This window comes from Pseudomonas sp., from assembly GCF_030690725.1.
Lineage (GTDB): Bacteria > Pseudomonadota > Gammaproteobacteria > Pseudomonadales > Pseudomonadaceae > Aquipseudomonas.
In genome coordinates this window covers 28,159-53,986 of the sequence record NZ_JAUYGD010000032.1, presented here as the reverse complement: position 1 = coordinate 53,986, position 25,828 = coordinate 28,159, and the positions used below count along the sequence as shown (strand labels likewise).

Genomic DNA, 25,828 nt, shown 5'->3' with positions numbered 1-25,828 from the left:
TCGGGAGTTCGGGGTTACAGCAGGTCGTATTGCTTGAGCTTCTTGCGCAGGGTGCCGCGATTCAGGCCGAGCAGCTCGGAGGCCTTGGTCTGGTTGCCCTTGACGTAGTTCATCACGGTTTCCAGCAGTGGCGCTTCCACTTCGGTGAGCACCAGGTTGTACACGTCACTGACGTCGGCGCCCTCAAGATGGGCAAAATAATTGTGCAGGGCCTTCTCAACGCTGCCGCGCAGGGTTTGCCCCTCTTCGCTTGGCGTATTGAGATGCTGCTTCAAACTGCTGTTGTCACTCACGGGAGCCATTCCACTCTCTAAGGTCTCAGTCAACATCGTCATGCGGCCACCCCTTCTCCATTGTTATGACGTTCGCTGAAAAACTCGCGAACGTTGGTGTACTGCGCGTCCGTACTGTCCAGACGATTGAATTGGGCGCGGAACTCCCTGGCGCCCGGCAAGGTTGCGAGATACCAACTGACATGCTTGCGGGCAATGCGAACGCCCATTACATCGCCGTAGAAGGCGTGCAGTGCAGCCAGATGTTCAAGCAGAATGCGTTCCACTTCGAGCAGACCGGGTGCCGGGAGCTGTTCACCGGTACGCAGGTAATGCTCGATCTCACGGAATATCCACGGCCGGCCCTGAGCCGCGCGACCGATAAGCAGGCCATCAGCGCCAGTGGCGGCCAGTACGGTTTTGGCCTTCTGCGGCGAATCGATATCGCCATTGGCGAATACCGGAATCGACACCGCCTGCTTGATTGCGGCGATGGTGTCGTACTCGGCTTCGCCCATATACAGGTCGGCGCGGGTGCGGCCATGCACGGCCAGCGCGACAATGCCGGCGTCTTCGGCGATCTTCGCCACGGCAATGCCGTTCTTGTTCTCACGGTCCCAGCCGGTGCGGATCTTCAGGGTCACCGGCACATCCACGGCAGCGACCACAGCCTGAAGAATCTCGCGGACCAGCGTTTCGTCTTTCAACAGGGCGGAGCCGGCGGCCTTGTTACAGACCTTCTTGGCCGGGCAGCCCATGTTGATGTCGATAATCTGTGCGCCCATTTCCACGTTGCGCCGGGCGGCTTCAGCGAGCATCTCGGGATCACCACCGGCGATCTGCACCGAGCGTGGCTCGGGATCACCGCTGTGCATCATGCGCAGGCTCGACTTGCGGGTGTTCCACAGGCGCACATCGCTGGTGACCATTTCCGACACCACCAGACCCGCACCCATACGCTTGCACAGCTGTCGAAACGGCTGGTCAGTGACCCCCGCCATGGGGGCGAGAATCAGCGAATTTGGCAATGTGTAGGGGCCGATGCGTAGCGCCGACATAGGGCTTCCCTGCTCAAGAGACCTGCTGTTGAACAAATAGGAGAGTGCGAAAAAGGGTGGGCATGATACCCGCTCTGGATGACCGGAGAAAGGCTGTTTTGAACAAATTCTGAACAGCTCTGGGCTTATCGCGAAGGGTTTGGTTGCGGTGGATTCTCAAGCAATCCGCTGCGTGCAGCCTATTCCGGCGAGTGGAAGCTCAGGCTGTAGTTCACCGCCTGGGTGCCTGGGTCGAGGATGTCCAGGGAGATGTGAATAGGCGTCTGCGGCGGCATTTCCGCGTTGCCGGCCAGCTCGCCAGCGAGGTATTCGCTGGGCTTGAAACGGCGGCTGGCGAGCAGTTGGCCGTTGATGTCGGCAAAGCGCATTTCCAGCAGCGGGAAGGGTTGCGAAAACGCCGCGCGGTTGTAGAGGATGGCATCGACCACCAGCGCGCCGCTGAATTCCGGGTGGCTGCGCACCACCAGGTTGCTGCTCTTGACCTGGGTAATATCGACCTTGGATGGCAGCTGGCAGCCGACTGCCGGGCAGAGTTGCTCGAACCAGGGACGGTACTGATCCTGGCGCGCCAGTTCATTGAAGTGGTACATCACGTACTGCCCGGCCAGCGCGGCAGCGCCGAGAAAATTCAGCAGGCCCCAGCCAATCCAGCGGCCCCAGGGCTTCTTCGGCTGTTGCCAGTCCAGTTGCAACGGCTCGTCATCCAGCTCGAACAGGTGCTCGTCACGCAGCTCGGGCTCGCTGCGCGCGGCCTTCTTTGGCGCCACTGCGGTGGGTTCGTCATCAGTCGGGCTGTCTGCCAGCGCGCCAAAGGGCTCGCGCTCGGCATGCAGTTCAATGTGCTCGATTTCCGGCTCGGGGTGGCGCCGGTCAAGGGCGTTGAGGTCGAGCGGTGGCTCGTCATCGGGCTCGTTGACTGGCTCTGGCGCTATGGGGGCAGGTGGAAACTGCGGAGTAGGCCGCACAGGTGGCGTCAGCGGCTGAGGTTTGACGCTCAGGCTGGCCCCCGGTTTGCTCAGCTCGTCCTGCAGCAGGGCTTCGGCCCAGCGTTCGTCGTGCGGGTCGTGCTCAATTGGTTCGGGCGCCAGAAAGTTTTCGGCGTATTTGGGCGCGCTATCAATCGCCAGGAACTGCTTGGACAGCTGCTGTTCCTGGGCTTCGAGCTTGGCCAGCTCTTCATCCAAATCGAGGCTGTCGAGGTCCAGGTCGTCATGAATCCACAGCGTATCGCCGGCTTTGCTGCTGGCAGGCTTTGCCGGTATTGCGGGCGCGGCGCTGGGCATAGCTGGGCGTGGCGCGGGCGGTACGGGCGGTTTGCTGGGTTGTGGCGCCGGCGTGGGTGCCGCTATTGGCGCCGCAGGACCAGGCAATTGCTGGCCCTGCTCACGCAGCTGTTGCGCGGCATTGAACACATGCAGGCAGGCTCCGCAGCGCACGGCACCATGGGCGGCACCCAGCTGCGTGAGGTTCACGCGAAAGCTGGTGCGGCAATGGGGGCACTGGGTGACGAAGCTCTGGGTCATGCGGCGATCCGGCTAAACAAGGCGGCTAGTCTAACGCAAGTGCTTGGCAATGCAGCAGCTGTGCGCGCTGGGGCAGTTAGCGGCGTACGCCGCTGATACGCACCCAGCCGTCTTTATCAGCGGTCGGGTCGAGGATAAAGGCGTCGTTGTAGGCGGCGCGTACCTCTTCGGCCTGCTCGGCAAGGATGCCGGACAGCGCGAGGCGCCCGCCGGGCTTGACCAGGCGGGTGATTTGCGGCGCCAGCGCTACCAGCGGGCCGGCGAGAATATTGGCCACCACCACGTCAGCTGGCTGTTGCGGCATGTCGTCTGGCAGGTAGAGCGGGAAGCGCGCCGGGTCGATACCGTTGCGCCCAGCGTTATCGCGCGAGGCCTCGATGGCCTGAATATCGATATCAGTGCCCACCGCCTGCGGCGCGCCGAGCAGCAGGGCGGCAATCGCCAGGATGCCCGAGCCGCAACCGAAGTCGATCACGCTGCAATCCTGCAGGTTCTGGCCGTCCAGCCACTCCAGGCACAGTGCTGTGGTCGGGTGGGTGCCGGTGCCGAAGGCCAGGCCCGGATCGAGCAGCAGATTGACTGCGTCCGGCTCCGGTGCGGTGTGCCAGCTCGGCACGATCCACAGGCGCTGACCGAAGCGCATCGGCTGGAAACCGTCCATCCAGCTGCGTTCCCAGTCCTGATCGGCGATTACTTCGGCCTGGTGCTCCGGCAAGTCGGCACCGGTCAGCAGTTGCAGGTGGGCAAATACCGCGTTGGCATCGGTATCGGCTTCGAACAGGGCGAGCAGGTGGGTGTGCGACCACAGCGGTGTGGTGCCCAGGTCCGGCTCGAAAATTGGCTGGTCTTCGGCGTCCATAAAGGTCACCGAGACGGCGCCGACCTCCAGCAACGCATCTTCGTAGGTTTCCGCCTGCTCTGGGGTGATGGCGAGACGGACTTGTAACCAGGGCATGGCAAACCTCGTGAGCGTTGTGGCGGGATGGCGCAAATTGGCGCGCAGCTTACTTGAAGCGGTGGGGCGGCTGCCACCGCCGGTGGGCCGGAAGCGACAAGGGCCGCCCAATGGCAGCCCTTGTCTGTGCGCTACGCCGAAGCTTAGTGCTTATCCATACCCAGTTTTTTCTCCAGGTAATGGATATTCACGCCGCCTTTGCAGAAGCCTTTGTCGCGGACCAGCATGCGGTGCAGCGGTACGTTGGTCTTGATGCCGTCGACCACGATCTCGTCCAGGGCGTTGCGCATGCGGGCCAGGGCCTCGTCGCGGGTGGCGCCGTAGGTGATCAACTTGCCGATCAGCGAGTCGTAGTGCGGCGGCACGGTGTAGCCGCTGTACAGGTGCGAATCGACCCGTACGCCGTTACCGCCCGGGGCGTGGAAGTGTTTGACCTTGCCGGGGCAGGGCATGAAGTTGTCCGGGTCTTCGGCGTTGATTCGGCATTCCAGCGAATGGCCGCGAATCACAACGTCACTCTGCTTGAACGACAGCTTGTTGCCAGCGGCGATGCTGAGCATCTCCTTGACGATGTCGATGCCGGTGACCATTTCCGAAACCGGATGCTCAACCTGTACGCGGGTGTTCATCTCGATAAAGTAGAAATGCCCATCTTCGTAGAGGAACTCGAAGGTGCCAGCGCCGCGATAACCGATCTCGATGCAGGCATCGACGCAGCGTTGCAGTACTTCGGCGCGGGCTTTTTCATCAATGCCCGGCGCCGGGGCTTCTTCCAGTACCTTCTGGTGGCGGCGCTGCAGCGAGCAATCGCGATCACCCAGGTGGATGGCGTTGCCCTGGCCGTCGGAGATCACCTGGACTTCCACGTGACGTGGATTGCCGAGGAATTTCTCCAGATAGACCATCGGGTTGCCGAACACCGAACCGGCTTCGCTGCGGGTCAGCTTGGCCGATTTGATCAGGTCTTCTTCCTTGTACACCACGCGCATGCCGCGACCACCACCGCCGCCAGCGGCCTTGATGATCACCGGGTAACCGACTTCGCGAGCAATCTGCAGGGCAGTTTCCTCGTCTTCCGGCAGCGGGCCGTCAGAGCCAGGAACGACCGGTACACCGGCGCGCTTCATGGCGTCCTTAGCCGAGACTTTGTCGCCCATCAGGCGAATGGTCTCGGCTTTCGGGCCGATAAAGGCGAAGCCGGAGTTTTCCACCTGTTCGGCGAAATCGGCGTTTTCCGCAAGGAAGCCGTAGCCAGGGTGGATGGCGGTGGCGCCGGTGACTTCAGCTGCGCTGATGATCGCCGGAATATTCAGGTAGGACAGTGCGCCAGAGGCTGGGCCGATGCACACCGACTCGTCGGCCAGGCCCAGGTGCATCAGTTCGCGGTCAGCGGTGGAGTGCACCGCGACGGTCTTGATGCCCAGCTCTTTACAGGCGCGCAAGACGCGCAGGGCGATCTCGCCGCGGTTGGCGATCAGAACTTTTTCCAACATCGCTGGCTCTCCGTGGATCAAACGATGGTGAACAGAGGCTGGTCGTATTCCACCGGCTGGCCGTTCTCGCCCAGGATGGATTCGATCACGCCGCTGGTTTCGGCCTCGATGTGGTTCATCATCTTCATCGCTTCCACGATGCAGAGAATGTCGCCTTTCTTCACGCTCTGGCCGACTTCAACGAAGTTGCCCGACGTCGGGCCGGAAGCGCGGTAGAAGGTGCCGACCATCGGAGAGCGCACCACGGTGCCATTCAGCTTGGCGGCTGCAGGCGCAGCGGCTTCAGCGGCAACTGGTGCGGCAGCAACCGGGGCAGCTGCAGGCGCAGGTGCTTGGGCGTACATCGGCTGTTGCATAAAGGCCGGCTGCTTGCTGTGACGGCTGATCCGCACGGATTCTTCGCCTTCGCGAATCTCCAGCTCGTCGATACCGGATTCTTCCAGCAGCTCGATCAGTTTTTTGACTTTACGAATATCCATAGTTTTTCAACTCCCGGTGAGGTCAGGGGCGCTTAAGTTCAAGTTGTTCGAGTGCAGCCTCCAGGGCCAGTCGATAACCGCTGGCGCCAAGGCCGCAGATCACTCCCACCGCAACATCTGAAAAGTAGGAGTGATGGCGGAAAGCTTCGCGTTTGTGCACGTTGGACAAATGCACTTCGATGAATGGGATGCTCACTGCCAGCAATGCGTCACGTAATGCGACGCTGGTATGAGTAAAAGCGGCAGGATTGATCAGGATAAAGTCGACACCTTCGCCTTGTGCGGCGTGAATACGATCAATCAACTCGTACTCGGCATTGCTCTGCAGGGACAGCAGATGGTGGCCGGCCTCGCGGGCGCGGCGCTCCAGATCAAGGTTGATCTGCTCCAGGGTAACTGCGCCGTAGACCCCTGGTTCGCGGGTGCCGAGCAGGTTGAGGTTGGGTCCGTGCAATACCAATAAGGTCGCCATGAGCCTTAATCCTTGTTTTTCTACTGCGCAGGACTATGCCGCAGGCAGGGCAAGACTGTCCAGTTCTCAGCAGTAGCCGACACGATGACCGCAGATTGCGGCAAATATATGACTCGGGGCGTTAAAAACGTTCCCGCGCCGTGCTCAGGCGGGCAGCGAAGGTCGCCGCATCCACCTCACCTACGACACGCAAATCGAGCCATTCGTCACCCTTGGCGTCGAACAACAGAATGGCCGGCGGGCCGAACAGCTGGTAGCGGTCGAGCAGCGCGCGCTGGGCGGGGCTGCTCTCGGTGATGTCGAAACGCACCAGTTGATAGTCGCTCAGTTGGCGAGCAACTTCCGGGGCGTTGAGCACTTCACGTTCGATCACCTTGCAGCTGATGCACCAGTCGGCGTACCAGTCGAGCAGCAGTGGCTTGCCGTTGTTCTTTGCGGCAAGCAGAGCGGCATCCAGCTCGGCGGGTGTGCTGATGGTTTGCCACTGGCCGGATTGCACCTGAGTTGCCTCGGCACTGCTGACCATGCGGCCGAGTGGGCGCAGCGGATCATCCTGGCCCTGCAGTGCGCCAACCCAGGCCACCAGGGCGTAGACCAGCAGGGGCAGGCCGAGCAGTTGGGCGAACTTCTGGTGATGGGTTTTCGGCGTCAGCTCCAGCGCGCCGAGCCAGAGGGCCACGCCTGCGGCCAGCAAGCCCCACAGCGCCAGGCTGACTGGGCCGGGTACGACGCGTTCCAGCAGCCAGATCGCTACGGCCAGCAGCAGGGCGCCGAACAGGTTGCGCACCGTAAGCATCCAGGGGCCTGATTTCGGCAGCAAGGCGCCGCCACCGACGGCAAACAGCACCAGCGGCGCACCCATGCCCAGGCCCAGGGCCAGCAACTTAAGGCCACCGCCGAGAGCGTCACCGCTGGCGCTGATATACAGCAGCGCACCGGCCAGTGGCGCGGAGACGCAGGGTGAAACCAGCACGCTGGACAGCACGCCGAGCGCCGCTGCACTGAAAATCGTACCGCCGTGCAGGCGTTGGCTCAGGCGCTGCAGCGGGCCGTCGATTGCCGCCGGCAGGCGCAGTTCGAGAAAGCCCAGGCTGGCCGCGCCGAACAGCGCGAAGAAGATCGCAAACGGTACCAGCACCCAGGGCGATTGCAGGCGTGCCTGCAGATTGAGTTCCGCGCCGAACAGGCCCATCAGCGCGCCGAGGATGGCAAAGCTCAAGGCCATCGGCAGCACGTAGGCCAGCGACAGCACCAGGCTGCGCATGCCGCCCGGCTGGCCGCGCAGCACCACGCCGGTGAGGATCGGCAGCATCGGCAGTACGCAAGGGGTGAAGGTCAGCGCCAGGCCACCGAGGAAGAACAGCGCTAGGTCGGTCCAGCTCCACGGTGCTGCTACATCAGGTGTGGTGCTGCTGGTCGCTGCACCTCCGCCAATCACCAGCACTTCGGTTTCCGGCGGGTAGCACAGGCCTTTGTCGGCGCAGCCCTGGTAGTTGACGCTGAGGTTGAAGGGGCGATTGTCCGGGTTGTCGACCGGCACCTCGACATCCAGTACCTCGTAGTACACCTCGACATCGCCGAAGTACTCGTCGTGCTTGGCCTTTCCTGGAGGAAGTAGCGGCTGTCCTAGGCTGACACCCTCGCTGCTGCTGGTGAAACCAAAGCGGTGCTTATAGAGGTAATAACCCTCAGCAGCGACAAAACGCAGCTTCACAGACTCGCTGGAGCTGCTGATCAGGCTCAGCTTGAACGCCTCGCGTACCGGCAGGAAGTCCGCGCTGTTGTTCAGCGGCGCGCCGAGTTGCGCAGGGGCGGGCGGCTTATCGAACAGGCCGGCGCTGGCCGGCAGTACGACCAGAAGCAGAAGCAGGCTGAGTAGACGGTGCATGGCAGGCTCATGATGCGGGAATCGCCGCATCATAGCGGAGGCCGGCGGCTCAGGGCACGGCTCAGGCTGTAAGCGGTCTTGTCTACAGGCCGGATGGTGCGCGACAGATTGCCGCGCCAGCGGCTGTTAACCGTCTGTTAAACCCTGAACGCCTGCACGGCGGTATGCAGTTGACCGCCGAGTTGCAGCAGCTGTTCGCCCTGGTTACGGCCTTCGCCGATGCGTTGCAGGTTGTCGCCGCCGAGTTGATGGATGCGCTCGCTATGCCCGCGAATCTCGCTGACCGCGCCGCTCTGCTGCGCGGTGGCGTCGGCGATGCGCTCGGCCATGCTGGCAATGGTGCAGATCGCCGCGACGATTTCATCCAGCGCGCCATCGGCGGCCTCGGCCTGGCTGGCGGTGGCTTCGGCGTGCTCGACCTGAGTGCGCATGGCCTGTACCGATTGCAGTGCGGCCTGCTGCAGGCGGCCGATCAGTTCCTGAATCTGTGCGGTGGCGCCGCTGGTGCGTTGCGACAGCGAGCGCACTTCATCGGCGACCACGGCAAAGCCGCGGCCCATCTCGCCGGCCCGCGCCGCTTCGATGGCGGCATTCAGGGCGAGCAGGTTGGTTTGCTCGGCGATGCCGCGAATCACCGTCAGCACATTGCCAATGGTCGCGGTTTCTTCAGCCAGGCGCTCGATGGCCTGGGCGTTGCCCTGCACTTCATCAACCAGCGAGTGCAGGCCGGTCAGGCTGTGGCCGATCACCTGCTGGCCCTGTTCCAGGGCGCGGTTGGCATCGCGGCTGGCGTCTGCGGCCTGGCTGGCGTCGCCGGCCACCTGCTGGATGGTGGCCTGCAGCTCGCCGAGGGCATCGCGAATCTGCGCGGTGTCGCCGGCCTGGCGTTCGGCGCCGCTGTGCAGGCCGCCGCTAAGGTCGGCCAGGGTGCGGCTGGAGCCAACCACCTGTTCGGCATGCCGGCGAATGGTGCCGACCAGATCGACCAGATAGGCGCGCAGGCGGTTTAGCGACTCTTCGATATCGCGCAGTTCGCGGGTGCGTGAGTTGAGGTGGATGTCACTGGCGAAGTCGCCGGCGGCCCATGCCGATAGGGCTGGTACCAGGCGTTCAAGCACACGGGTGAGGCGGCGCTGGATGGTGTCGATGATCAGCGCAATCAGCAGAATCAGGCCGATCATCAGGCCGAGGATCAGCTGCACTTCGCCCTGGATACGCCCGTGCTCGGCGCGCACCAAGGGTTCCAGCGCGGCCAGCGCCTGCTGCACCTGATCGATCTGCGTGCGCGTGCTGTTGGCCAGGGTGCTGCGTTGTTCGATCAGGCTGCGGGTGCGTTGCAGCTCGGCCGGGTAGCGGCTGATCAGGTTGGCCAGGTCGCGTTTGAGGGCAATGCCACGATCTTCGGCTTGGCTGCTCTCGCTGCTGGCATCCAGCCCCAGAAGGTCGGCAAACGAATCGCTGGACGACTGGCTGGCGTCGGCCACGCCGAGCAGCGGCAAATCGCCAAGCGCCTGCGCTTGTTTGCTCAGGGCTGCCAGTTCGCGCTCAACCTCGCTGGCCAGCTCACTACGGCCGCTGCGCACCAGCTTGTCGCGGGCATGGGCCAGGCGGGTGAGATGGCGTGCCGCGCTAAACAACGGTCTACGGTAATTGGCTGCGGCATTGGCTTCGCCGCTGTCGGCGTATTGCGCGAGCTGCTCCAGCGCTGCGTCCATTTCCCGCTCGGCTTGTAGCAGCAGGCCTTGCGGGTCGGCGGAGAGTTTGCCTGCGGCCAGCAGCTCGTTGGCACTAAAGGCTTTGAGTTCGGCGAGGCTGGGGCGCAGGTTGGCCGCCAGTTGCGTGGGCAGTTCGGCCATGGCCTGTTCGAGGCTGTCCAGCGATTGCAGGGCGGCGCTGTGGCGCAGGGCGTCGCCGCTTTCCAAATAGGCGCTGATGTTTTGCGCGGCTTCGCCCTGGAATTGCTGGGACAGGCTCAGGTAGCGCGCCATCAGCAGATAAGGGCGTTCCAGGGCGCGTTGCGACCACCAGAGGGTAACGGCCAGGGCCACGCAAACGGTGACCAGCAGCAGGGTATTGAGGTTGGTAAGGGATTTCAGGCGCATAGGGCTCGACCGACTACGAACGGTTCCGGCCGCCGACAGATGCGTCAGGGCGGCAGCTAAGCCTCAGAATTTATTGCTTTTTCGTGACCGTAATATGACGACGCGGACTGCGTCACAGTTTTCTGCCGGGTGGCTGGTGATGACGCAGGTGCTTCAGGGCGAGCGCGCTCAGTCGCCCTGGTAGATCGCCACCTGGTTGCGCCCGCCGTGCTTGGCCACATACAGGGCCTGGTCGGCCTGTTGCGAGAGCAGTTTGCCGTCCAGTTGCGGCGCCAGTTGGGCGATGCCGCAGCTGAAGGTGCAGGACAGGTCATGGGGCTGCGCCGAATATTGGATTTCGGCGAAACGCTGGCGGATTTCGTCGAGCACTCGGCGCGCCGATTCGGCGTCGGTGTCGGGCATCACCACGGCAAATTCTTCACCGCCGTAACGGCCGATATGGTCGCTTTTGCGCAGGCGCTGTTTGAGAAACAGCGCCAGGCTTTTGATCACCCGGTCGCCCATGGGGTGGCCGTAGGTGTCGTTGACCTTCTTGAAGAAGTCGATGTCGATCATCGCAAAGCTCAGCGGCTGGCCGTCGCGCTCGGCGCGAAAGCGTGCGTCTTCGAGCAATTGCAGGGTGTGGGTGTGGTTGTACAGCCCGGTCAGGCTGTCACGCACCATGCGCGCCTTGAGGCTGCGCGCGCGGGCAGCGCGGTTGCGCACGGTGGCGATCAGATGACGTGGCTTGATCGGTTTGGTTAGGAAGTCGTCACCGCCTTCGCTCATGGCGTCGAGCTGCTTGTCCAGGTCGTCTTCGGCGGACAGGTAGATGATCGGCACGCTGACATAGCGGTCATTGTGGCGGATCACCTGGGCCAGTTCCGGGCCGTTGCATTCGGGCATGTACATGTCGAGGATGATCAGGTCCGGCTGAAAATCGGCCAGATGGCTCATGGCCTGGATCGGCTCGATCAGGGTGCGGGTGACGATGCCGGCGCTGTTGAGCACGCGCTCGGTGTGCGTGGCCTGGGCCCGCGAGTCGTCAATGATCAGCACCTTGTAGGGTTCGTACTGCGACACGTTGGTCAGCACTTCGATGCGCTCGAACAGGTTCGAGGCGTCCAGGCTGCCGGTGAAGAACTCCTGGCCACCGGCGCGCACCGCAGACAGGCGGGTCATGGTGTCGGTGTCTTCAGGGCTGAAGAACAGCAGCGGGATCTGGTGTTCCAGACCTTCCTGCACACTTTTCGCCAGGAGCAGGCCGCAACCTGGGCCGGAGAAGTCGACTTCCATCAGAATCGCCGCCGGGTGGCGCTCGCGCATGGCGTTGCGAAACGCATTGGCGCTGTCCAGAGCGATGGCGTTCATGCCGAAGAATTCCAGGCGCTGCACCAGCTGTTCGGCGCGCTCCAGATGCTGCAGCGCCAAGTACACCGGTTTGCGCAGCGGCGGCAGCACGGTTTGCTCAAAACGGTCGCCGTGGCGCAGGCCGGTGCGTGACAGGCGCTGCAGCAGCTGGTTGAGCTGGCTGATCAGTTCGCTATTGAGGCGGCCACGGTTGTCGGCCACCAGTTGCAGGCAGTTGTCGATTTCCTGGGCCAGCTGGCTGTGCTCGGCCTGATCGAAGCGCTCGGCATAGCGCTGTAGCAATTCCGTTGCCTCGCGCAGTTCACCCATGCCGGCTTCGTTCCACTCACTGCGCTGCAGGCGCTGCCAGACTTCCAATACCTGACGCGCCTGATTGATCACGCGCTGGGCGAAGTGCTGCTTGAGTCGGTCGCGGCTGGGGTCTTCTTGCTCGATCATGGCCCGGTTTCGATTGGCGCAGCGCAGGGCTGCGGATGATGGCTTAGTGCTAGCAATGCTAACACTCGTTTGAAATATTGCGAGTGCCGTCGATCTATTGGCGTCGGCCTTCTGTCTATGGCATCACAGATACGTAATCGGCTTAACCGGCGCTAAGTTTGCCGTTCGCCGCTGCGCAGTCGGTCGCGCTTCCCTTATAGTGCAAGGCAGTTGCGCAACCCTGCTTGAGGGTTGTGGTCGAACCAACAGCCACCGGGTTGTGCAGTCCGGTCGCGAGCTTGCTACTTGGGTAACAAAAGGACATTGCCATGCTGGATTGGAAGAATCGAACTGCCGAAACGCGTGATAGCGCGGCAGGTGCCGCTACCGCCTCACAGAGTAAATCGACGGGAAACCTGGCTGTCCGTACGGCTGCTGGTCTACTCGGGCTTTACCTGGTTGTGGCGCTGGTGGTCGGTTGGTACTGGAGTCAGGAACCGGCGCAATTCTCCGTGCAGCAGCGCGCCGAGGCGGCTTCCCAGGCCCGCGGACACAAGCTGGTGAATGGTTACACCACTGCGGAAACCCTCAAGCAAGTGGCCAACACTTTGCTCGACAAACCGGGCGGTTACCTGTCCAACGACCTCGCGCCGCCGGGCCTGTGGCTCGACAATATGCCGAGCTGGGAGTTTGGCGTGCTGGTGCAGGTGCGTGATATGTCGCGCGCGCTGCGCAAGGACTTCACCCGCTCGCAGTCGCAATCCACTGAAGACCCTGACTTGGCTAAAGCTGAGCCGCGCTTTCACTTCGACAACAAGAGTTGGGCGCTGCCGGCCTCCGAGGCCGAATACGCCGAAGGCATCAAGTCCTTGGATCGCTACCTGGCTCGCCTTGCCGATCCGAGTCAGTCCAATGCGCAGTTCTATACCCGCGCCGACAACCTGAACAACTGGCTGGGCGATGCCGCCACGCGTCTGGGTTCGCTGTCGCAGCGTCTGTCGGCGAGTGTCGGTCAGGTGCGTCTGAATACTGCAGTGGTTGATCCAGCGCTGGCCGAGAGCGTGGCGCAAGCCGACTTTATCGAAGGCGTGAACTACGAGACGCCATGGCTGCAGATCGACAACGTGTTCTACGAAGCCCGCGGCCAGGCCTGGGCGCTGGCCCATTTGCTGCGCGCCATCGAGGTGGATTTTGCCGATGTGCTGGCGAAGAAGAACGCCACCGTCAGCGTGCGCCAGATCATTCGTGAGCTGGAGGCCGCGCAGGAGCCGCTGTGGAGCCCGATGATCCTCAACGGCAGCGGTTATGGCCTGCTGGCCAACCACTCGTTGGTGATGGCCAACTACATCTCGCGCGCCAATGCCGGGCTGATCGACCTGCGCCAACTGCTGTCGCAGGGTTAAGCGGTGGCCTGGTCCGAAGCCGAGGTGGCGCACCGCGCTGCCTCCGATGCTGAGCGCATCGCCTGGGTCGACGAGGAGGATCGTCCGCTGGGCGGTGTGTTGCGCAGCGAGCTGCGCGCGCGGCATCTGCTCGGGCGCGGCACCTATATTCTGCTGTTCAACAGTGCTGGCCTACTCTGCGTGCACCGCCGCACCCTGAGCAAGGCGCTGTATCCGGGTTATTGGGATGTGGCGGCCGGCGGCATGGTGCTGGAAGGCGAAAGCTATGCCGAATCCGCCGCGCGCGAACTGGCTGAAGAGCTGGGTATCGAAGATGCGCCGCTGGTCGAGCATGCGCATTTCCTCTACGACGCACCAGAAAGCCGCCTGTGGTGTATGGCCTACTCGGCGGTGTCCGATGCACCGCTGCGCTTGCAGCCCGAGGAAGTGTTGGAGGCGCGCTTTATCTCCATCGACGAGGCATTGGCCGAGACGCAGCACCTGCCGTATTGCCCCGACTCGTTGGCCGCCTTGCAGCGCTATTTGGCAGCCACTCGCTAAGCCCTTAATAACGGCCAAATCCCGCGTCAGCCCTGGCTTTGTGCAGGATATCTGGACGTTTTGTTCGGCATCCTGAACAACGTCGCCAATCCGCCGATTAATGGCGCATTTTTACACTTAGCAGCTGCGTTTTTTGCCGTTACACTGCGCGGCCTTCAAGCCCTGGCCGTGTATCGCCAGGGTGCGCTGCCCCTGCCAGAGTGGGGCTTCGCGGTCGACACGCCAAACAGGTGTCGACCAGTCGCTATCCTGACCCCTTCGAGGACAAACCGGTGGTCAAGAAAGCTTCCTCATTTGCCGCGCTCAGCGGCCTTGTGTATTCCACCGACAGCGGCCGGCATTGCCCGGACTGCAGCCAGCCGGTGGACGCCTGCATCTGCAAACAGACCCTGATCCCCGAAGGTGATGGCATCGCCCGCGTGCGCCGTGAGACCAAAGGTCGCGGCGGCAAGACGGTGACCACCATCAGTGGCGTGCCATTGGCCGAAGAGCCGCTCAAGGATCTGGTCAGCGCTTTGAAGAAACGCTGCGGCTGCGGCGGTTCGCTCAAGGATGGAGTGATCGAGATTCAGGGCGACCACGTCGAGCTGCTGATTGCAGAGCTGGTCAAGCACGGTTTTAAAGCCAAGAAGTCCGGCGGCTGATCCCGTCTTTTCTAAACTTACTCAGCGGGCTACAGGTCACAGCTGAGTAATCGTCATTTCCAGACTTTAATCTGTACGCGTCTTGGCTGTGCCAAGGCCACTATCGCCAGCAAGGGAGACATCGATGTCTGCACGACGCACACGTAAAGATGACGGCAGCCAGTGGACCGTAGCGGACAGCCGCAGCGTCTATGGCATTCGCCATTGGGGCGCGGGTTATTTCGCGATCAATGACAAGGGCCGTGTCGAGGTGCGCCCGAATGGTCCGCAAAGCACGCCGATTGACCTCTACGAGCAGATTGATGAGCTGCGTTCCAGCGGCCTGTCGCTGCCGCTGCTGGTGCGTTTTCCGGACATTCTGCAAGACCGCGTACGCCAGCTGACCGGCGCCTTCGACGCGAATATCGCGCGCCTGGAATACCAGAGCCCGTACACCGCGTTGTATCCGATCAAGGTCAACCAGCAGGAAGCGGTGGTGGAAAACATCATCGCCACGCAGAACGTTTCCATCGGCCTGGAAGCCGGCTCCAAGCCGGAGCTGATGGCCGTGCTGGCGCTGGCGCCGAAGGGCGGCACCATCGTCTGCAATGGTTATAAAGATCGCGAATTTATCAAGTTGGCGCTGATGGGGCAGAAGCTCGGCCACAACGTGTTTATCGTGATCGAGAAAGAATCCGAAGTGCAGCTGGTGATCGACGAGGCGGCCGAACTCAAGGTCGCGCCGCAGATCGGTCTGCGCGTGCGCCTGTCGTCGCTGGCATCGAGCAAGTGGGCTGACACCGGTGGTGAGAAGTCCAAATTCGGTCTGTCGGCGGCGCAGCTGCTGTCGGTGGTCGAGCGCTTCCGTGCGGCCAAGCTGGATCAGGGCATCCGCCTGCTGCACTTCCATATGGGTTCGCAGATCGCCAACCTGTCCGACTACCAGCACGGCTTCAAGGAAGCCATCCGCTATTACGGCGAGCTGCGTGGGCTGGGCCTGCCGGTTGACCATATCGATGTCGGCGGCGGCCTGGGTGTGGATTACGACGGCACCCACTCGCGTAACGCCAGCTCAATCAACTACGACATGGACGACTACGCCGGTGTCGTGGTCGGCATGCTCAAAGAGTTCTGCGATGCCCAGGAGCTGCCGCATCCCCACATCTTCTCGGAAAGCGGCCGCTCGCTGACTGCGCACCACGCCATGCTGGTGGTGCAGGTCACTGACGTGGAAAAGCACAACGACGAGATCCCCAAGATCGAAGACGTCACCAGCCTGCCGGAAACCGTGCGTTACCTGGTCGAGCTGCTTGGCCCGACCGATATCGAGATGGTCACCGAGACCTACTGGCGCGCCACCCACTATATGAGTGACGTGGCCACCCAGTACGCTGACGGCAAACTCAGCCTGACCGAAAAAGCCCTGGCCGAGCAGTGCTACTTCGCCGTCTGCCGTCGCCTGCACAACTCGCTCAAAGCCCGTCAGCGCTCGCACCGTCAGGTGCTCGATGAGCTCAACGACAAGCTGGCCGACAAGTACATCTGCAACTTCTCGGTATTCCAGAGCCTGCCGGACACCTGGGCCATCGGCCAGGTGCTGCCGATTCTGCCGCTCAATCGTCTCGACGAAGAGCCGCTGCGCCGCGCCGTGCTGCAGGACCTGACCTGCGACTCCGACGGCAAGATCCGTCAGTACGTCGACGAGCAGAGCATCGAGACCAGTCTGCCGGTGCACGAAGTGCGTGAGGGTGAGGACTACTTGCTGGGCATCTTCCTGGTTGGTGCCTACCAGGAAATTCTCGGCGATATGCACAACCTGTTCGGTGACACCGACTCGGTGAACATCTACCAGAACGCCGATGGCAGCGTGTACCACGCCGGTATCGAGACCCACGACACCATCGAGGACATGCTGCGCTACGTGCACCTGTCGCCGGAGGAATTGATGAACCACTACCGCGACAAGGTCGCCAGCGCCAAGATCAGCCCGCGCGAACGCACCCAGTTCCTCGACGCATTGCGTCTGGGGCTGACCCGTTCGTCCTACCTGTCGTCCTGATCGGTCAGGCGCTGTGCCCGTAGCCCGGATGTAATCCGGGAAAGGTTTTGACGGCAATACAGCGTCCCGGATTGCATCCGGGCTACCTTGGAATAGCAAAAGGCCCCGCACTGCGGGGCCTTTTGCTATCTGCTGACGGCGATTAGGCCCCAAGCAGGCTCTGCCCGCATACGCGCAGCACTTGCGCGGTAGCGGCGCCCGAGCCGGGTTGGGCGAACCAGGCCACGGCTTCGGCGACGTCCTGCGGCAGGCCGCCCTGGCCCATGGAGTTCATCCGCCGGCCGGCTTCGCGGATGGTCAATGGGATGGCGGCGGTCATCTGGGTTTCGATAAAGCCGGGCGCCACCGCGTTGATGCTGATGCCGCGCTTGGCCAGTGTCGGTGCCCAGGCTTGCGCCAGGCCGATTACCCCGGCCTTGCTCACCGCGTAGTTGGTCTGGCCCATATTGCCGGCGATGCCGCTGATCGAGGCGATCAGTACCACGCGACCGTTGTCGTGCAGCTTGCCAGCGTCCAGCAGCGCCTGGGTCAGCACCTGCGGGGCATTGAGGTTGACGTTGATCACCGAGTTCCAGAACGCATCGCTCATCTTCGCCAGGGTCTTGTCGCGGGTGATGCCGGCGTTGTGTACGACGATATCGATGCCGTCCGGCAGTGCCTCGACCAGCTGCGCGGCGGCGTCCTCGGCGCAGATGTCCAGGGCCAGGCCGCGCCCGCCCAAACGTGCGGCCAGGGCATCCAAGGCATCCTTGGCCGGCGGCACGTCCAGCAGCACCACCTCGGCACCGTCGCGGGCCAGGGTCTCGGCGATGGCCGCGCCGATGCCGCGCGAGGCACCAGTGACCAGGGCCTTTTTGCCGGCCAGTGGCCGAGTCCAGTCCTTGACCTGCTCGCCACAGGCATTCAGGCGCAGTACCTGGCCGGAGACATAGGCGCTTTTCGGCGAGAGGAAGAAGCGCAGCGCGCCTTCCAGTTGCGTCTCGCCGCCCTTGCCGACGTAGATCAGCTGCACATTACCGCCACGGCGGATTTCCTTGCCCAGTGAGCGGCTAAAGCCTTCCAGGGAGCGCTGCACGCTGGCGGCAATCGGGTCTTTCAACGATTCCGGGGCGCGGCCGAGGATTACCACACGCGGGCATTTATCCAGGCCCTTGAACGCCGGCTGGAAGAAATCGCGCAGCTCGATCAGCTGTTCGAAGCGGGTTAGCCCGCTGGCGTCGAACACCAGCGCCTTGAGCTTGGGGCCGTGCTCGGCAGTCCAGCGCGGTAGTTCGAGCTGGCCTTCGCGGGCGGCGAACAATGCGTCAGTCAGTTTGTTGGCAAAGGGCATTACGGCGCTGGTCAGGCTGCCTTCGCCGCCCAGAAGCAGGGCGCCGTCGACCGGTCGGCTGCGCCCGGCCATCCAGCGCTCCAGCAGCAACGGTGCCGGCAAGCCGAGTGCGCTCACCAGGCGGCGACCGGACGTGGAGTTGGCAAAGGCGAGATAACGGTCGGACATGGGGCAGCTCCTGCGCATGGATCAAAAGTGCGCCCACTCTACGCAGGCAGCAGAAATGCGCAATTGACCGCATCGCCTGCTGCACTGGCAAGGCGGCCAATGCCACACTGCTGCGACAGGTTAGCCTGTGCGCCATTCATTAAAAGTCTGCTGCGCGTCGGCCCTGCGGCGTTAAAAACAGGCTCGGAATGCTCATGTACAAAAGTACACTCCGCTTCCTCGCCTGTTTTTGCCTTGCAGGACTCTAGCTCGCGAGACTTTGAACAGATTCTCAGATCAATTCCTTGTTCAGGAGTCATCCATGACCCAGCCGCGCCGCGTCGCCATTGTCGGTGGCAACCGTATTCCGTTCGCCCGCTCCAATACCGTCTACGCCACCGCGAGCAACCAGGAGATGCTGATCAGCGCGCTGGATGGCCTGGTCGAGCGTTTCAACCTGCACGGCGAACGCCTCGGCGAGGTGGTGGCTGGCGCAGTGCTCAAGCATTCGCGCGACTTCAACCTGACCCGCGAGTGCGTGCTGGGCTCGCGTCTTGCTCCGGAAACCCCGGCCTATGATCTGCAACAGGCTTGCGGCACTGGCCTGGAAGCGGCGCTGCTGGTGGCCAACAAGATCGCCCTCGGGCAGATCGAGTGCGGCATCGCCGGTGGTGTTGACACCACCTCGGATGCGCCGATTGGGGTCAACGAGGGGCTGCGCAAGATTCTTCTGCAGGCCAATCGCGGCAAAAGCACTGGCGAGAAGATCAAGAGCTTGCTGCAGATTCGCCCGCGCCATCTGGCCCCGGCCATTCCGCGCAACGGCGAACCGCGTACCGGGCTGTCGATGGGTGAGCATTGCGAGTTGATGGCGCAGACCTGGGCCATCCCGCGTGACGAGCAGGACCAATTGGCCGTGGCCAGCCACCAGAAACTCGCTGCTGCCTATGCCGAAGGCTGGCACGATGATCTGCTCACGCCATTCCGTGGCCTGACCCGCGACCAGAACCTGCGCGCCGATATCAGCCTGGAAAAACTCGCCACCCTCAAACCCTGCTTCGAGCGCAGCCCGCGCGGCACCATGACCGCCGCCAACTCGACGCCACTGACCGATGGCGCGTCTCTGGTGCTGCTGGCCAGCGAAGACTGGGCCAAGGCCCGTGGTCTGCCGATTTTGGCTTACTGGAAGGACGGTGAAGCAGCGGCAGTGGATTTTGTCGGCGGCAAGGAGGGCTTGTTGATGGCCCCGGCCTATGCCGTGCCGCGGCTGCTGGCGCGCAACAAACTGAGCCTGCAGGACTTCGATTACTACGAAATCCACGAAGCCTTCGCCGCCCAGGTGCTCTGCACCCTCAAAGCCTGGGAAGACGCCGACTACTGCAAAACCCGCCTCGGCCTGGCTGCGCCGCTGGGTGCCATCGACCGCAGCAAGATGAACGTCAAGGGCAGCTCTCTGGCTGCTGGTCACCCGTTTGCTGCGACCGGCGGGCGCATCGTCGCCAACCTGGCCAAGCTGCTTTCGGTGGCGCAGGAAGGCCGTGGGTTGATCTCGATTTGCGCCGCCGGCGGTCAAGGTGTGACTGCAATCCTGGAAAAGTAATCAAACAGCGGTATTCGCACGTTGTGCGGGTACTGATGTATGCAACTCCGTGATTTGGAGCGGCACCACTCATAGTGGCGCCGCTCTTTTTTTATTCCGGTTTTTTATTGCTCGAGCGGGGGGCTGGCTTCCTGCTTAAGCAGCGCCGCCTTGCGTGCCAGGCCCCAGCGGTAGCCACTGAGGCTGCCGTTGCTGGCGATCACCCGATGGCAGGGCACCAGTAAGCCCAAAGGGTTGCTGGCGCAGGCGCGGGCGATGGCGCGTGGATGGCTGCCCAGTTGCGCGGCCAGTTCGGCGTAGTTGCGCGTCTGCCCCAGCGGAATCTGCTGCAGGGCGCGCCACACCTGTTGCTGAAACGCCGTGCCGCGAATATCCAGCGGCAGCTGGGCGGCGCGCTGCGGTTCGCTGATCTGCGCCAGCACCTGGCGCAAGCTATCGCCCAAGCCCGGGTTATCCACCTGCAGCTCGGCTGCAGCAAAGCGTTGCTGCAGTTCACTTTGCAGCGCAGCCGGGTCGTCGCCAAACAGCAGGGCGCAGATGCCCTTGGCGCTGCTGGCCAGCAGCAAGTGGCCGAGCGTGCAGGGCGCGATGCTGTAGCGCAGCCGTTCGCCGGCGGCCTGTTTGCGCCGTTGCGCCGGGCTCAGGGACGCCGGCTGCTGATACAGCGCGCGGGTACCGGAGTAGCCGGCGCTCAGTGCGGCATCCAGCACGCTATTTGCTGCCGGCAACTGTTGCTCCAGACGCGCGCGGCGTTGCGCCGCGCTCCAGGCTTTGGGTGTCAGCCCGGTACGCGCCTTGAAGGCGCGCGCCAGGTGCGAAGGAGACAGGCCAATGCGCGCGGCCAGCTGGGCGAGGGTCAGCGGTTGCTCACTGTTATCGAGCAGCTCACAGGCCGCCACCACCAGCGTATCCAGTTGTTCGGCCGGGCTCTGGCCCTGCGGCGAGCAGCGTTTGCATGGGCGAAAGCCCGCAACTGCAGCTGCCTCAGCATCGGCATGGAAACTGACGTTCTCGCGCCGGGGCCGCCGCGCCGGGCAACTGGGCCGGCAATAGATACCGGTGCTGCGCACGGCAAATACAAAGCGGCCATCCTGCGCGGCATCACGTTCGCATACGGCTTGCCAGCAGCGCTCGGCATCAAGCATGGCGCGATCCTCAATAGACATGGGCTGATTGTCGGCTGCGGTTGGCGGTCTGCCAATCCACATCTGACTTTCAAAGCGGTCGCAAGCTGGCGCACGGCGACTTAGCCAAGCTGGCCTAGACTCCTTGCATCCGCCACGGCGCACACGCAAGGAGAGGGCAATGATCAGACTGCGCCATATGGGGCTGCTGCTGGTGCTGGCCAGCGTCTGCGCCGCGGCGCAACCGCCGGTGCCGGTGCGCCTCGACACCAGTTTTGAAGAGCCCTACCAAGTGGTGGTCGATGGCCAGCTTGGCGGGCTGTCGGTCACGGTGCTCGAATGCATCTTTAACCGCATGCAGCAGCCCTATCAGATTCAGCTGACTTCACTGCAGCGCGCCCGGCTCAACGTCAGCCGACAGATCGCCGATGGCTTCTTCAGCTCGGCACCCAATAGCCTGGTAGACGGCTATGCGGTGCTCTCGGCGCCGCTGCTGATCGAGAAATGGTACTGGTATGCGCTGGACCCCAGCCTGCTCAACCTGCCTATCTGGGACAAGCAGCTGAAAATCGGCAATGTCCTGGGTAGCAACAGCATGATCTGGCTGGAATCCCGCGGTATCCCGGTGGAACAGAAGGTGCCGCGCCTGGAGCAGCTGGTGGAAATGCTCCGCCATGGCCGCATCAATATGCTGTTGGCCGACAGCAACGCCATGCACAGCACCCTGCAGCAGATTCAGGACAAGCAGAAGCTGCATCAGCGCTTTGTCCGCTATTCACCGCTGGGGGTGTATTTTTCCAAGACCTTTGTCGATGAGCATCCGGATTTTCTCAAGGCTTTCAACCGCCAGGTGGAAAACTGCGCGCCCGCCAGCACCGAACTCAGCCAGGCCGAGCAGGCCTATCTGCACCAACTGGCCACGCAGCATGTGGCGCGTTGGGGGCTGCATGCGGACCTGCTCACCGCGTTGCGTGAGGCGCAGCAGCGCGACAACAGCCATGAGCGTATTCAGGAGCTGGACCGGCAATGGCGGCGCGAGCGCATCCTTGAGGAAAAACCGCTGATCCGCCGCACGCTCAACCTGCGCCCGTCACAGTTGTTGGCCGGTATCGCCAAACAATACTCGCCGCTGTTCAACGAGATTTTTATCAGCGATGCCAGTGGCCAACTGGTCGCCATTAGCGAAGTTACCAGCGATTACTGGCAGGCCGATGAAGTGGACTTTCAGCGTGCCGCGCTGCTGCCCAGCGGTGAGGTCCATGTGGGCGCGATTGAATATGACGGCTCGACGCAGAGCTTTCAGAGCAAGGTTTCGGCACCGCTTTACGACCCCGATACGGGCACGCTGTTGGGGGTAATCAGCCTGGGCATCAATATCGAAACGGCCTTCGGTGACAACCTGCCCTAAGCGCGGCTCGCGAGTCCCCGCGTAGGTTCTAAGCTGAAGAACACCTGATCGCCCGCAAGGATGCCGCCATGTCGCGCCTCTGCTGCCTGTTGCTGTTTTGCCTGCTGCCCACCTCGGTGGTGGCGGCGCTGTCGCTGAACCAACAGCAGCGCGCCTGGATCGCCGAGCACGGGGTGATCCGGGTGGGCATCGAGCGCAGCGGCTGGCCACCCTTTGATGTGCTGGACAAACACGGCCAGCATCGCGGCATCAGTGGCGACTACCTGGCGCTGCTCGGTCAACGCCTGGGCCTGCGTTTTGAGCCGGTGCTGATGGACGACTGGGAGGGCGCGCTGCAAGCCCTGCGCAGTGGCCAGGTCGACCTGCTGCCCTCGGTGGCCAAAACCGCCGAGCGCGAAGCCTTTATGGCCTTCAGCGAGCCTTATCTGACCAGCAGCAGCCTGATCTTTACCCGCAGCGAGCTGACGGTGCAGCGCCTGCGAGACCTGGCCGGCAAGCGCGTGGCCATCGAGCGCGGTTATGCGTTGCAGCAGGCGCTGCGTGAGCAGGTCGAGGGCGTGCAATTGCTTGAAGTCGGCGACACCGAGGCGGCGCTGCGCGCGGTGTCGTCCGGGCGCGCCGATGCCTATGTGGGCGATATGATCGTGGCCAGCTATCTGATCCGCGAGTTGAACCTGACCAACCTGGAACTGCGCGGCGAAACCGGCTTGTCCGCCAGCGAGTTTCGTTTTGCCGTGCGCCAGGACTGGCCACAGCTGGTCGGCCTGCTCAACCTGGCCATGAGTGACCTGAGCGATACCGAGCAGGAAGCGATCAAGGAGCGCTGGCTGCCGCCGCTGACCGTGTTCAACTGGCGGCGCCTGCTGGCCGTGGGCTGGCCTTATCTGCTTGGCCTGCTGGTGCTGGTGATTTTCGTGCTGGTATGGAACCGCCGCCTGGCCGTGCAGATCGCCGAGCGCCAACGCGCCGAGGCTGAAGCCAGCCGCCAGCGCAGCACCTTGTTGGCGTTGATCAACGCGATTCCCGATCCGATCTGGTTCAAGGATGTCGACGGCCGTTATGTCGGCATCAATCAGGCCTGCGCCACGCTGTTCGGCCGGCCCAGCGAGGCGGTGCAGGGCCAGCGTGACGAAGCGCTGCTCGATCCGGCCTGGGCTGCCTCGCGCGCCGAGCATGACCGCATCGCCAGAAGCCAGACGCAGCCGTTTGAAAGCGAGGGCTACTCGCTCTACCCGGATGGCCGGCGAGTGATCTTCGATACGTTGCGCACCACCTTCTATGACGAGCAGGGCCAGTTGCTCGGCCTGGTGGGCATCAGCCGCGACATCACCGCGCGCAAGCAGGCGGAGCAGGCCATGGCCGAGGCCAAGGAACTGGCCGAAGAGGCGGCGCGGCTGAAGTCGGACTTTCTCGCCAATATGAGCCACGAAATCCGCACACCGATGAATGCGATTATCGGCATGTCGCACCTGGCGCTGAAAACCGAGCTGAACCCGCGCCAGCGTGATTACCTGGGCAAAATTCAGCAATCCGGGCAGCACCTGCTGGGGATCATCAACGACATCCTCGACTTCTCGAAGATCGAGGCCGGCAAGCTGATCATCGAACGCATCGATTTCGGTCTGCAACAGGTGCTGGAAAACCTCGCCAACCTGATCGGCGACAAGGTCGCGGCCAAGGGCCTGGAGCTGGTGTTCAACCTCGATCCGCAGCTGCCGCAACAACTGGTCGGCGACCCGCTGCGCCTCGGGCAGATCCTGATCAACTACGCCAACAATGCGGTGAAGTTCACCGAGCAGGGCGAGGTCGAAGTGATCCTACGCGTCGAGCAGCGCGACGCCGAGCAGGTGCTGCTCTACCTCGGTGTGCGCGACACCGGCATCGGCCTGACGCCGGAGCAGATGGGCCGGTTGTTCGAGTCCTTCCAGCAGGCCGATACCTCAACCACACGCAAATACGGCGGTACCGGCCTTGGGCTGGCCATCTGTAAAAGCCTGGCCGAGGCCATGGGCGGCAGTGTTGGGGTCGAAAGTCAGCCGGGGCAGGGCAGTCTGTTCTGGTGCCGGGTGCCGCTGGGCATTGCCCGCGAGCAAACCCAACGGCTGCTGCCACAGGCAGATCTGCATGGGCGCAAGGTGCTGGTGGTGGATGACAACGACAGCGCGCGCCAGGTGCTGCACGACATGCTGGCAAGCATGAGCTTTCGCGTCGACGCCGTGGCCTCGGGCCTGGCTGCCTTGCAGCAGGTGCAACAGGCCAGTCTGCAGCGTGAGCCGTTCGAGGTGCTGCTGGTTGACTGGCAGATGCCCGGCATGGATGGCATCGAAACCCTGCGTCGGGTGCGTGAACTCAACCTGCAACCGCCGCCGCACCTGCTGATGGTCACCGCCCATTGCCGTGAGGAAGTGCTGCTGGGGGCGGAGAAGGTCGGTGTCGAGGATGTGTTGCTCAAGCCGCTCAACCCTTCGTTGCTGTTCGATGCGCTGATCCGCTGCCTGGCTGGCGCGGGGCCGGAGCAGGGGTTTGCGCGCTTGCCGGCGGGTGAGCAGATTCCCAATTTCAGCTCATTGCGCGTGCTGCTGGTGGAAGACAACGAGCTGAACCGCGAAGTGGCCTGCGGCTTGCTGCAGGAAAGCGGTTTGCAGATCGATCAGGCCGAGCACGGCGGTATCGCTCTGGAGCTGCTGCGCAGTCATGCCGACGGCTATTACGCCCTGGTGCTGATGGATATGCAGATGCCGGTGCTGGACGGCATCGCGACTACCGAGGCGATCCGCCGCGAGCCGCGCTTTGCTGAGCTGCCAATCGTCGCCATGACCGCCAATGCCATGCCCGCAGACCGCGAGCGCTGCCTGGCGGCGGGGATGAATGATCACCTGGGCAAACCGATTGAGCCGAACGAGCTGTGGCACAGCCTGTCGCGCTGGATGCCGATCCAGGCCGAGTCGCTGGCTGAGTCGCCCCGCGTAGCCGAGGCGGCCGTGGACTGGCAGCTGCCGGGGGTGGATATCGACAGCGGCCTGCGCCGGGTGCTGGGTAAGCGCGAGCTGTACCAGCGCCTGCTCGGTAAGTTTGTCGCCAGTCAGGGGGATTTCCCCGCGCAGTTGCGCGCCGCGCTGGCGGCCAATCAGCAGGAAAGCGCCGAGCGTCTGGCCCACAGCCTCAAGGGCTTGGCCGGTAACCTCGGGGCGACAGATTTGGCGGCCCAGGCGGCGGCTCTGGAGAGCGCGATCAAGGATGCCCGCCACGATGAACTGGATGGCCTGCTGGCCGAGTTGCAGCAGAGCCTGGAAGCCCTGGTGGCGGCGATCAACGCACAATTTCCTGCCGCGCCGCCGCACGAATTGCAGGCGGTGGATACCGAGCAGTTGCTGCAACTGTGTCGGCAGCTGCAGCGGCTGTTCGCCGAGGACGACCCGCGCGCCGGAAAACTCTTCGATGAGCAGGCCGAACTGCTGCGCAGCGCCTTTACTAGTGAATACGCGGCGCTGGCTGCAGCGGTGCGTGGGTTTGACTTCGAACAGGCGCTGGCGCTGCTGCAGGCCGCAGCCGGGCAACGGCAACTGACACTATGAGTGGGGAGTG

At 63.1% G+C, this 25,828-nt stretch carries 18 protein-coding genes and 1 pseudogene; 7 read left to right on the top strand and 12 right to left on the bottom strand.

Annotation, left to right across the window (positions count from 1 at the left end):
• Window positions 1-14: 14 nt before the first annotated feature.
• The 10 genes and pseudogenes from fis to Q8O69_RS05950 all read right to left on the bottom strand — a co-directional run bounded on the left by fis (window position 15) and on the right by Q8O69_RS05950 (window position 12,030).
• Window positions 15-335, bottom strand: a complete 321-nt coding sequence (gene fis, locus Q8O69_RS05995; protein WP_160013071.1) for a DNA-binding transcriptional regulator Fis — start codon at window positions 333-335, stop codon at window positions 15-17.
• On the bottom strand, window positions 332-1,330 hold the full coding sequence (gene dusB / locus Q8O69_RS05990; protein ID WP_305590396.1) for a tRNA dihydrouridine synthase DusB: 999 nt from the start codon (window positions 1,328-1,330) through the stop codon (window positions 332-334). Before dusB ends, fis begins: the two co-directional genes overlap by 4 nt.
• Window positions 1,331-1,509: 179 nt before the next feature.
• Window positions 1,510-2,853: a DUF3426 domain-containing protein gene (locus Q8O69_RS05985; RefSeq protein WP_305590394.1), complete on the bottom strand. Its 1,344-nt coding sequence runs from the start codon at window positions 2,851-2,853 to the stop codon at window positions 1,510-1,512.
• Window positions 2,854-2,929: 76 nt separating this feature from the next.
• On the bottom strand, window positions 2,930-3,808 hold the full coding sequence (gene prmA / locus Q8O69_RS05980; protein WP_305590392.1) for a 50S ribosomal protein L11 methyltransferase: 879 nt from the start codon (window positions 3,806-3,808) through the stop codon (window positions 2,930-2,932).
• 143 nt (window positions 3,809-3,951) lie between these two features.
• Window positions 3,952-5,301, bottom strand: a complete 1,350-nt coding sequence (gene accC / locus Q8O69_RS05975) for an acetyl-CoA carboxylase biotin carboxylase subunit (RefSeq protein ID WP_305590390.1) — start codon at window positions 5,299-5,301, stop codon at window positions 3,952-3,954.
• Window positions 5,302-5,318: 17 nt separating this feature from the next.
• A complete protein-coding gene (gene accB / locus Q8O69_RS05970; protein WP_304869465.1) occupies window positions 5,319-5,780 on the bottom strand; it encodes an acetyl-CoA carboxylase biotin carboxyl carrier protein in 462 nt (153 codons plus the stop codon).
• A gap of 22 nt (window positions 5,781-5,802) precedes the next feature.
• A complete protein-coding gene (gene aroQ / locus Q8O69_RS05965) occupies window positions 5,803-6,252 on the bottom strand; it encodes a type II 3-dehydroquinate dehydratase (RefSeq protein ID WP_305590388.1) in 450 nt (149 codons plus the stop codon).
• Between the two features lie 121 nt (window positions 6,253-6,373).
• Window positions 6,374-8,140: a protein-disulfide reductase DsbD gene (locus Q8O69_RS05960; RefSeq protein ID WP_305590386.1), complete on the bottom strand. Its 1,767-nt coding sequence runs from the start codon at window positions 8,138-8,140 to the stop codon at window positions 6,374-6,376.
• 137 nt (window positions 8,141-8,277) lie between these two features.
• Window positions 8,278-8,793: pseudogene (locus Q8O69_RS22120) on the bottom strand (methyl-accepting chemotaxis protein); the annotation flags it as partial.
• 1,617 nt (window positions 8,794-10,410) lie between these two features.
• Complete coding sequence (locus tag Q8O69_RS05950; RefSeq protein ID WP_305590382.1) at window positions 10,411-12,030, bottom strand: PleD family two-component system response regulator; 1,620 nt, start codon at window positions 12,028-12,030, stop codon at window positions 10,411-10,413.
• Between the two features lie 308 nt (window positions 12,031-12,338).
• Between Q8O69_RS05950 and Q8O69_RS05945 the strand changes: the two genes are divergently transcribed.
• From Q8O69_RS05945 to speA, 4 genes are all read left to right on the top strand, one after another.
• Window positions 12,339-13,412 (top strand): DUF2333 family protein, encoded by a 1,074-nt coding sequence (locus tag Q8O69_RS05945; protein ID WP_305590380.1) that lies wholly within the window; start codon window positions 12,339-12,341, stop codon window positions 13,410-13,412.
• Between the two features lie 3 nt (window positions 13,413-13,415).
• Window positions 13,416-13,952 (top strand): NUDIX hydrolase, encoded by a 537-nt coding sequence (locus Q8O69_RS05940; protein ID WP_305590378.1) that lies wholly within the window; start codon window positions 13,416-13,418, stop codon window positions 13,950-13,952.
• 272 nt (window positions 13,953-14,224) lie between these two features.
• On the top strand, window positions 14,225-14,596 hold the full coding sequence (locus tag Q8O69_RS05935; RefSeq protein ID WP_305590527.1) for a translation initiation factor Sui1: 372 nt from the start codon (window positions 14,225-14,227) through the stop codon (window positions 14,594-14,596).
• A gap of 124 nt (window positions 14,597-14,720) precedes the next feature.
• Window positions 14,721-16,634 (top strand): arginine decarboxylase, encoded by a 1,914-nt coding sequence (gene speA, locus Q8O69_RS05930; RefSeq protein ID WP_170049405.1) that lies wholly within the window; start codon window positions 14,721-14,723, stop codon window positions 16,632-16,634.
• Window positions 16,635-16,776: 142 nt separating this feature from the next.
• On the opposite strand, the gene Q8O69_RS05925 is transcribed toward speA, so the two are convergent.
• Window positions 16,777-18,132, bottom strand: a complete 1,356-nt coding sequence (locus tag Q8O69_RS05925) for a 3-oxoacyl-ACP reductase (protein WP_305590375.1) — start codon at window positions 18,130-18,132, stop codon at window positions 16,777-16,779.
• Between the two features lie 301 nt (window positions 18,133-18,433).
• On the opposite strand from Q8O69_RS05925, the gene Q8O69_RS05920 reads away from it, so the two are divergent.
• Window positions 18,434-19,711: an acetyl-CoA C-acetyltransferase gene (locus Q8O69_RS05920; protein ID WP_305590373.1), complete on the top strand. Its 1,278-nt coding sequence runs from the start codon at window positions 18,434-18,436 to the stop codon at window positions 19,709-19,711.
• A gap of 104 nt (window positions 19,712-19,815) precedes the next feature.
• Here Q8O69_RS05920 and ada read toward each other — a convergent pair whose 3' ends face one another.
• Window positions 19,816-20,856, bottom strand: a complete 1,041-nt coding sequence (gene ada, locus Q8O69_RS05915; protein ID WP_305590525.1) for a bifunctional DNA-binding transcriptional regulator/O6-methylguanine-DNA methyltransferase Ada — start codon at window positions 20,854-20,856, stop codon at window positions 19,816-19,818.
• Window positions 20,857-21,016: 160 nt separating this feature from the next.
• Here ada and Q8O69_RS05910 point away from each other — a divergent pair, with 160 nt between their 5' ends.
• Both Q8O69_RS05910 and Q8O69_RS05905 read left to right on the top strand, forming a co-directional pair.
• Window positions 21,017-22,243, top strand: coding sequence for a hypothetical protein (locus tag Q8O69_RS05910; protein WP_305590371.1), 1,227 nt, complete (start codon window positions 21,017-21,019; stop codon window positions 22,241-22,243).
• Between the two features lie 68 nt (window positions 22,244-22,311).
• Window positions 22,312-25,818 carry a response regulator gene (locus Q8O69_RS05905; protein ID WP_305590369.1) on the top strand — a complete coding sequence of 1,169 codons (3,507 nt, stop codon included), beginning with the start codon at window positions 22,312-22,314 and terminating at the stop codon, window positions 25,816-25,818.
• Window positions 25,819-25,828 lie beyond the last annotated feature (10 nt).

Coding starts and splice junctions, on each gene's coding strand:
- fis (WP_160013071.1), bottom strand. CDS start 335: ATGACGATGTTGACTGAGACCTTAGAGAGTGGAATGGCTCCCGTGAGT.
- dusB (WP_305590396.1), bottom strand. CDS start 1,330: ATGTCGGCGCTACGCATCGGCCCCTACACATTGCCAAATTCGCTGATT.
- Q8O69_RS05985 (WP_305590394.1), bottom strand. CDS start 2,853: ATGACCCAGAGCTTCGTCACCCAGTGCCCCCATTGCCGCACCAGCTTT.
- prmA (WP_305590392.1), bottom strand. CDS start 3,808: ATGCCCTGGTTACAAGTCCGTCTCGCCATCACCCCAGAGCAGGCGGAA.
- accC (WP_305590390.1), bottom strand. CDS start 5,301: ATGTTGGAAAAAGTTCTGATCGCCAACCGCGGCGAGATCGCCCTGCGC.
- accB (WP_304869465.1), bottom strand. CDS start 5,780: ATGGATATTCGTAAAGTCAAAAAACTGATCGAGCTGCTGGAAGAATCC.
- aroQ (WP_305590388.1), bottom strand. CDS start 6,252: ATGGCGACCTTATTGGTATTGCACGGACCCAACCTCAACCTGCTCGGC.
- Q8O69_RS05960 (WP_305590386.1), bottom strand. CDS start 8,140: ATGCACCGTCTACTCAGCCTGCTTCTGCTTCTGGTCGTACTGCCGGCC.
- Q8O69_RS05950 (WP_305590382.1), bottom strand. CDS start 12,030: ATGATCGAGCAAGAAGACCCCAGCCGCGACCGACTCAAGCAGCACTTC.
- Q8O69_RS05945 (WP_305590380.1), top strand. CDS start 12,339: ATGCTGGATTGGAAGAATCGAACTGCCGAAACGCGTGATAGCGCGGCA.
- speA (WP_170049405.1), top strand. CDS start 14,721: ATGTCTGCACGACGCACACGTAAAGATGACGGCAGCCAGTGGACCGTA.
- Q8O69_RS05925 (WP_305590375.1), bottom strand. CDS start 18,132: ATGTCCGACCGTTATCTCGCCTTTGCCAACTCCACGTCCGGTCGCCGC.
- Q8O69_RS05920 (WP_305590373.1), top strand. CDS start 18,434: ATGACCCAGCCGCGCCGCGTCGCCATTGTCGGTGGCAACCGTATTCCG.
- ada (WP_305590525.1), bottom strand. CDS start 20,856: ATGCTTGATGCCGAGCGCTGCTGGCAAGCCGTATGCGAACGTGATGCC.
- Q8O69_RS05910 (WP_305590371.1), top strand. CDS start 21,017: ATGATCAGACTGCGCCATATGGGGCTGCTGCTGGTGCTGGCCAGCGTC.
- Q8O69_RS05905 (WP_305590369.1), top strand. CDS start 22,312: ATGTCGCGCCTCTGCTGCCTGTTGCTGTTTTGCCTGCTGCCCACCTCG.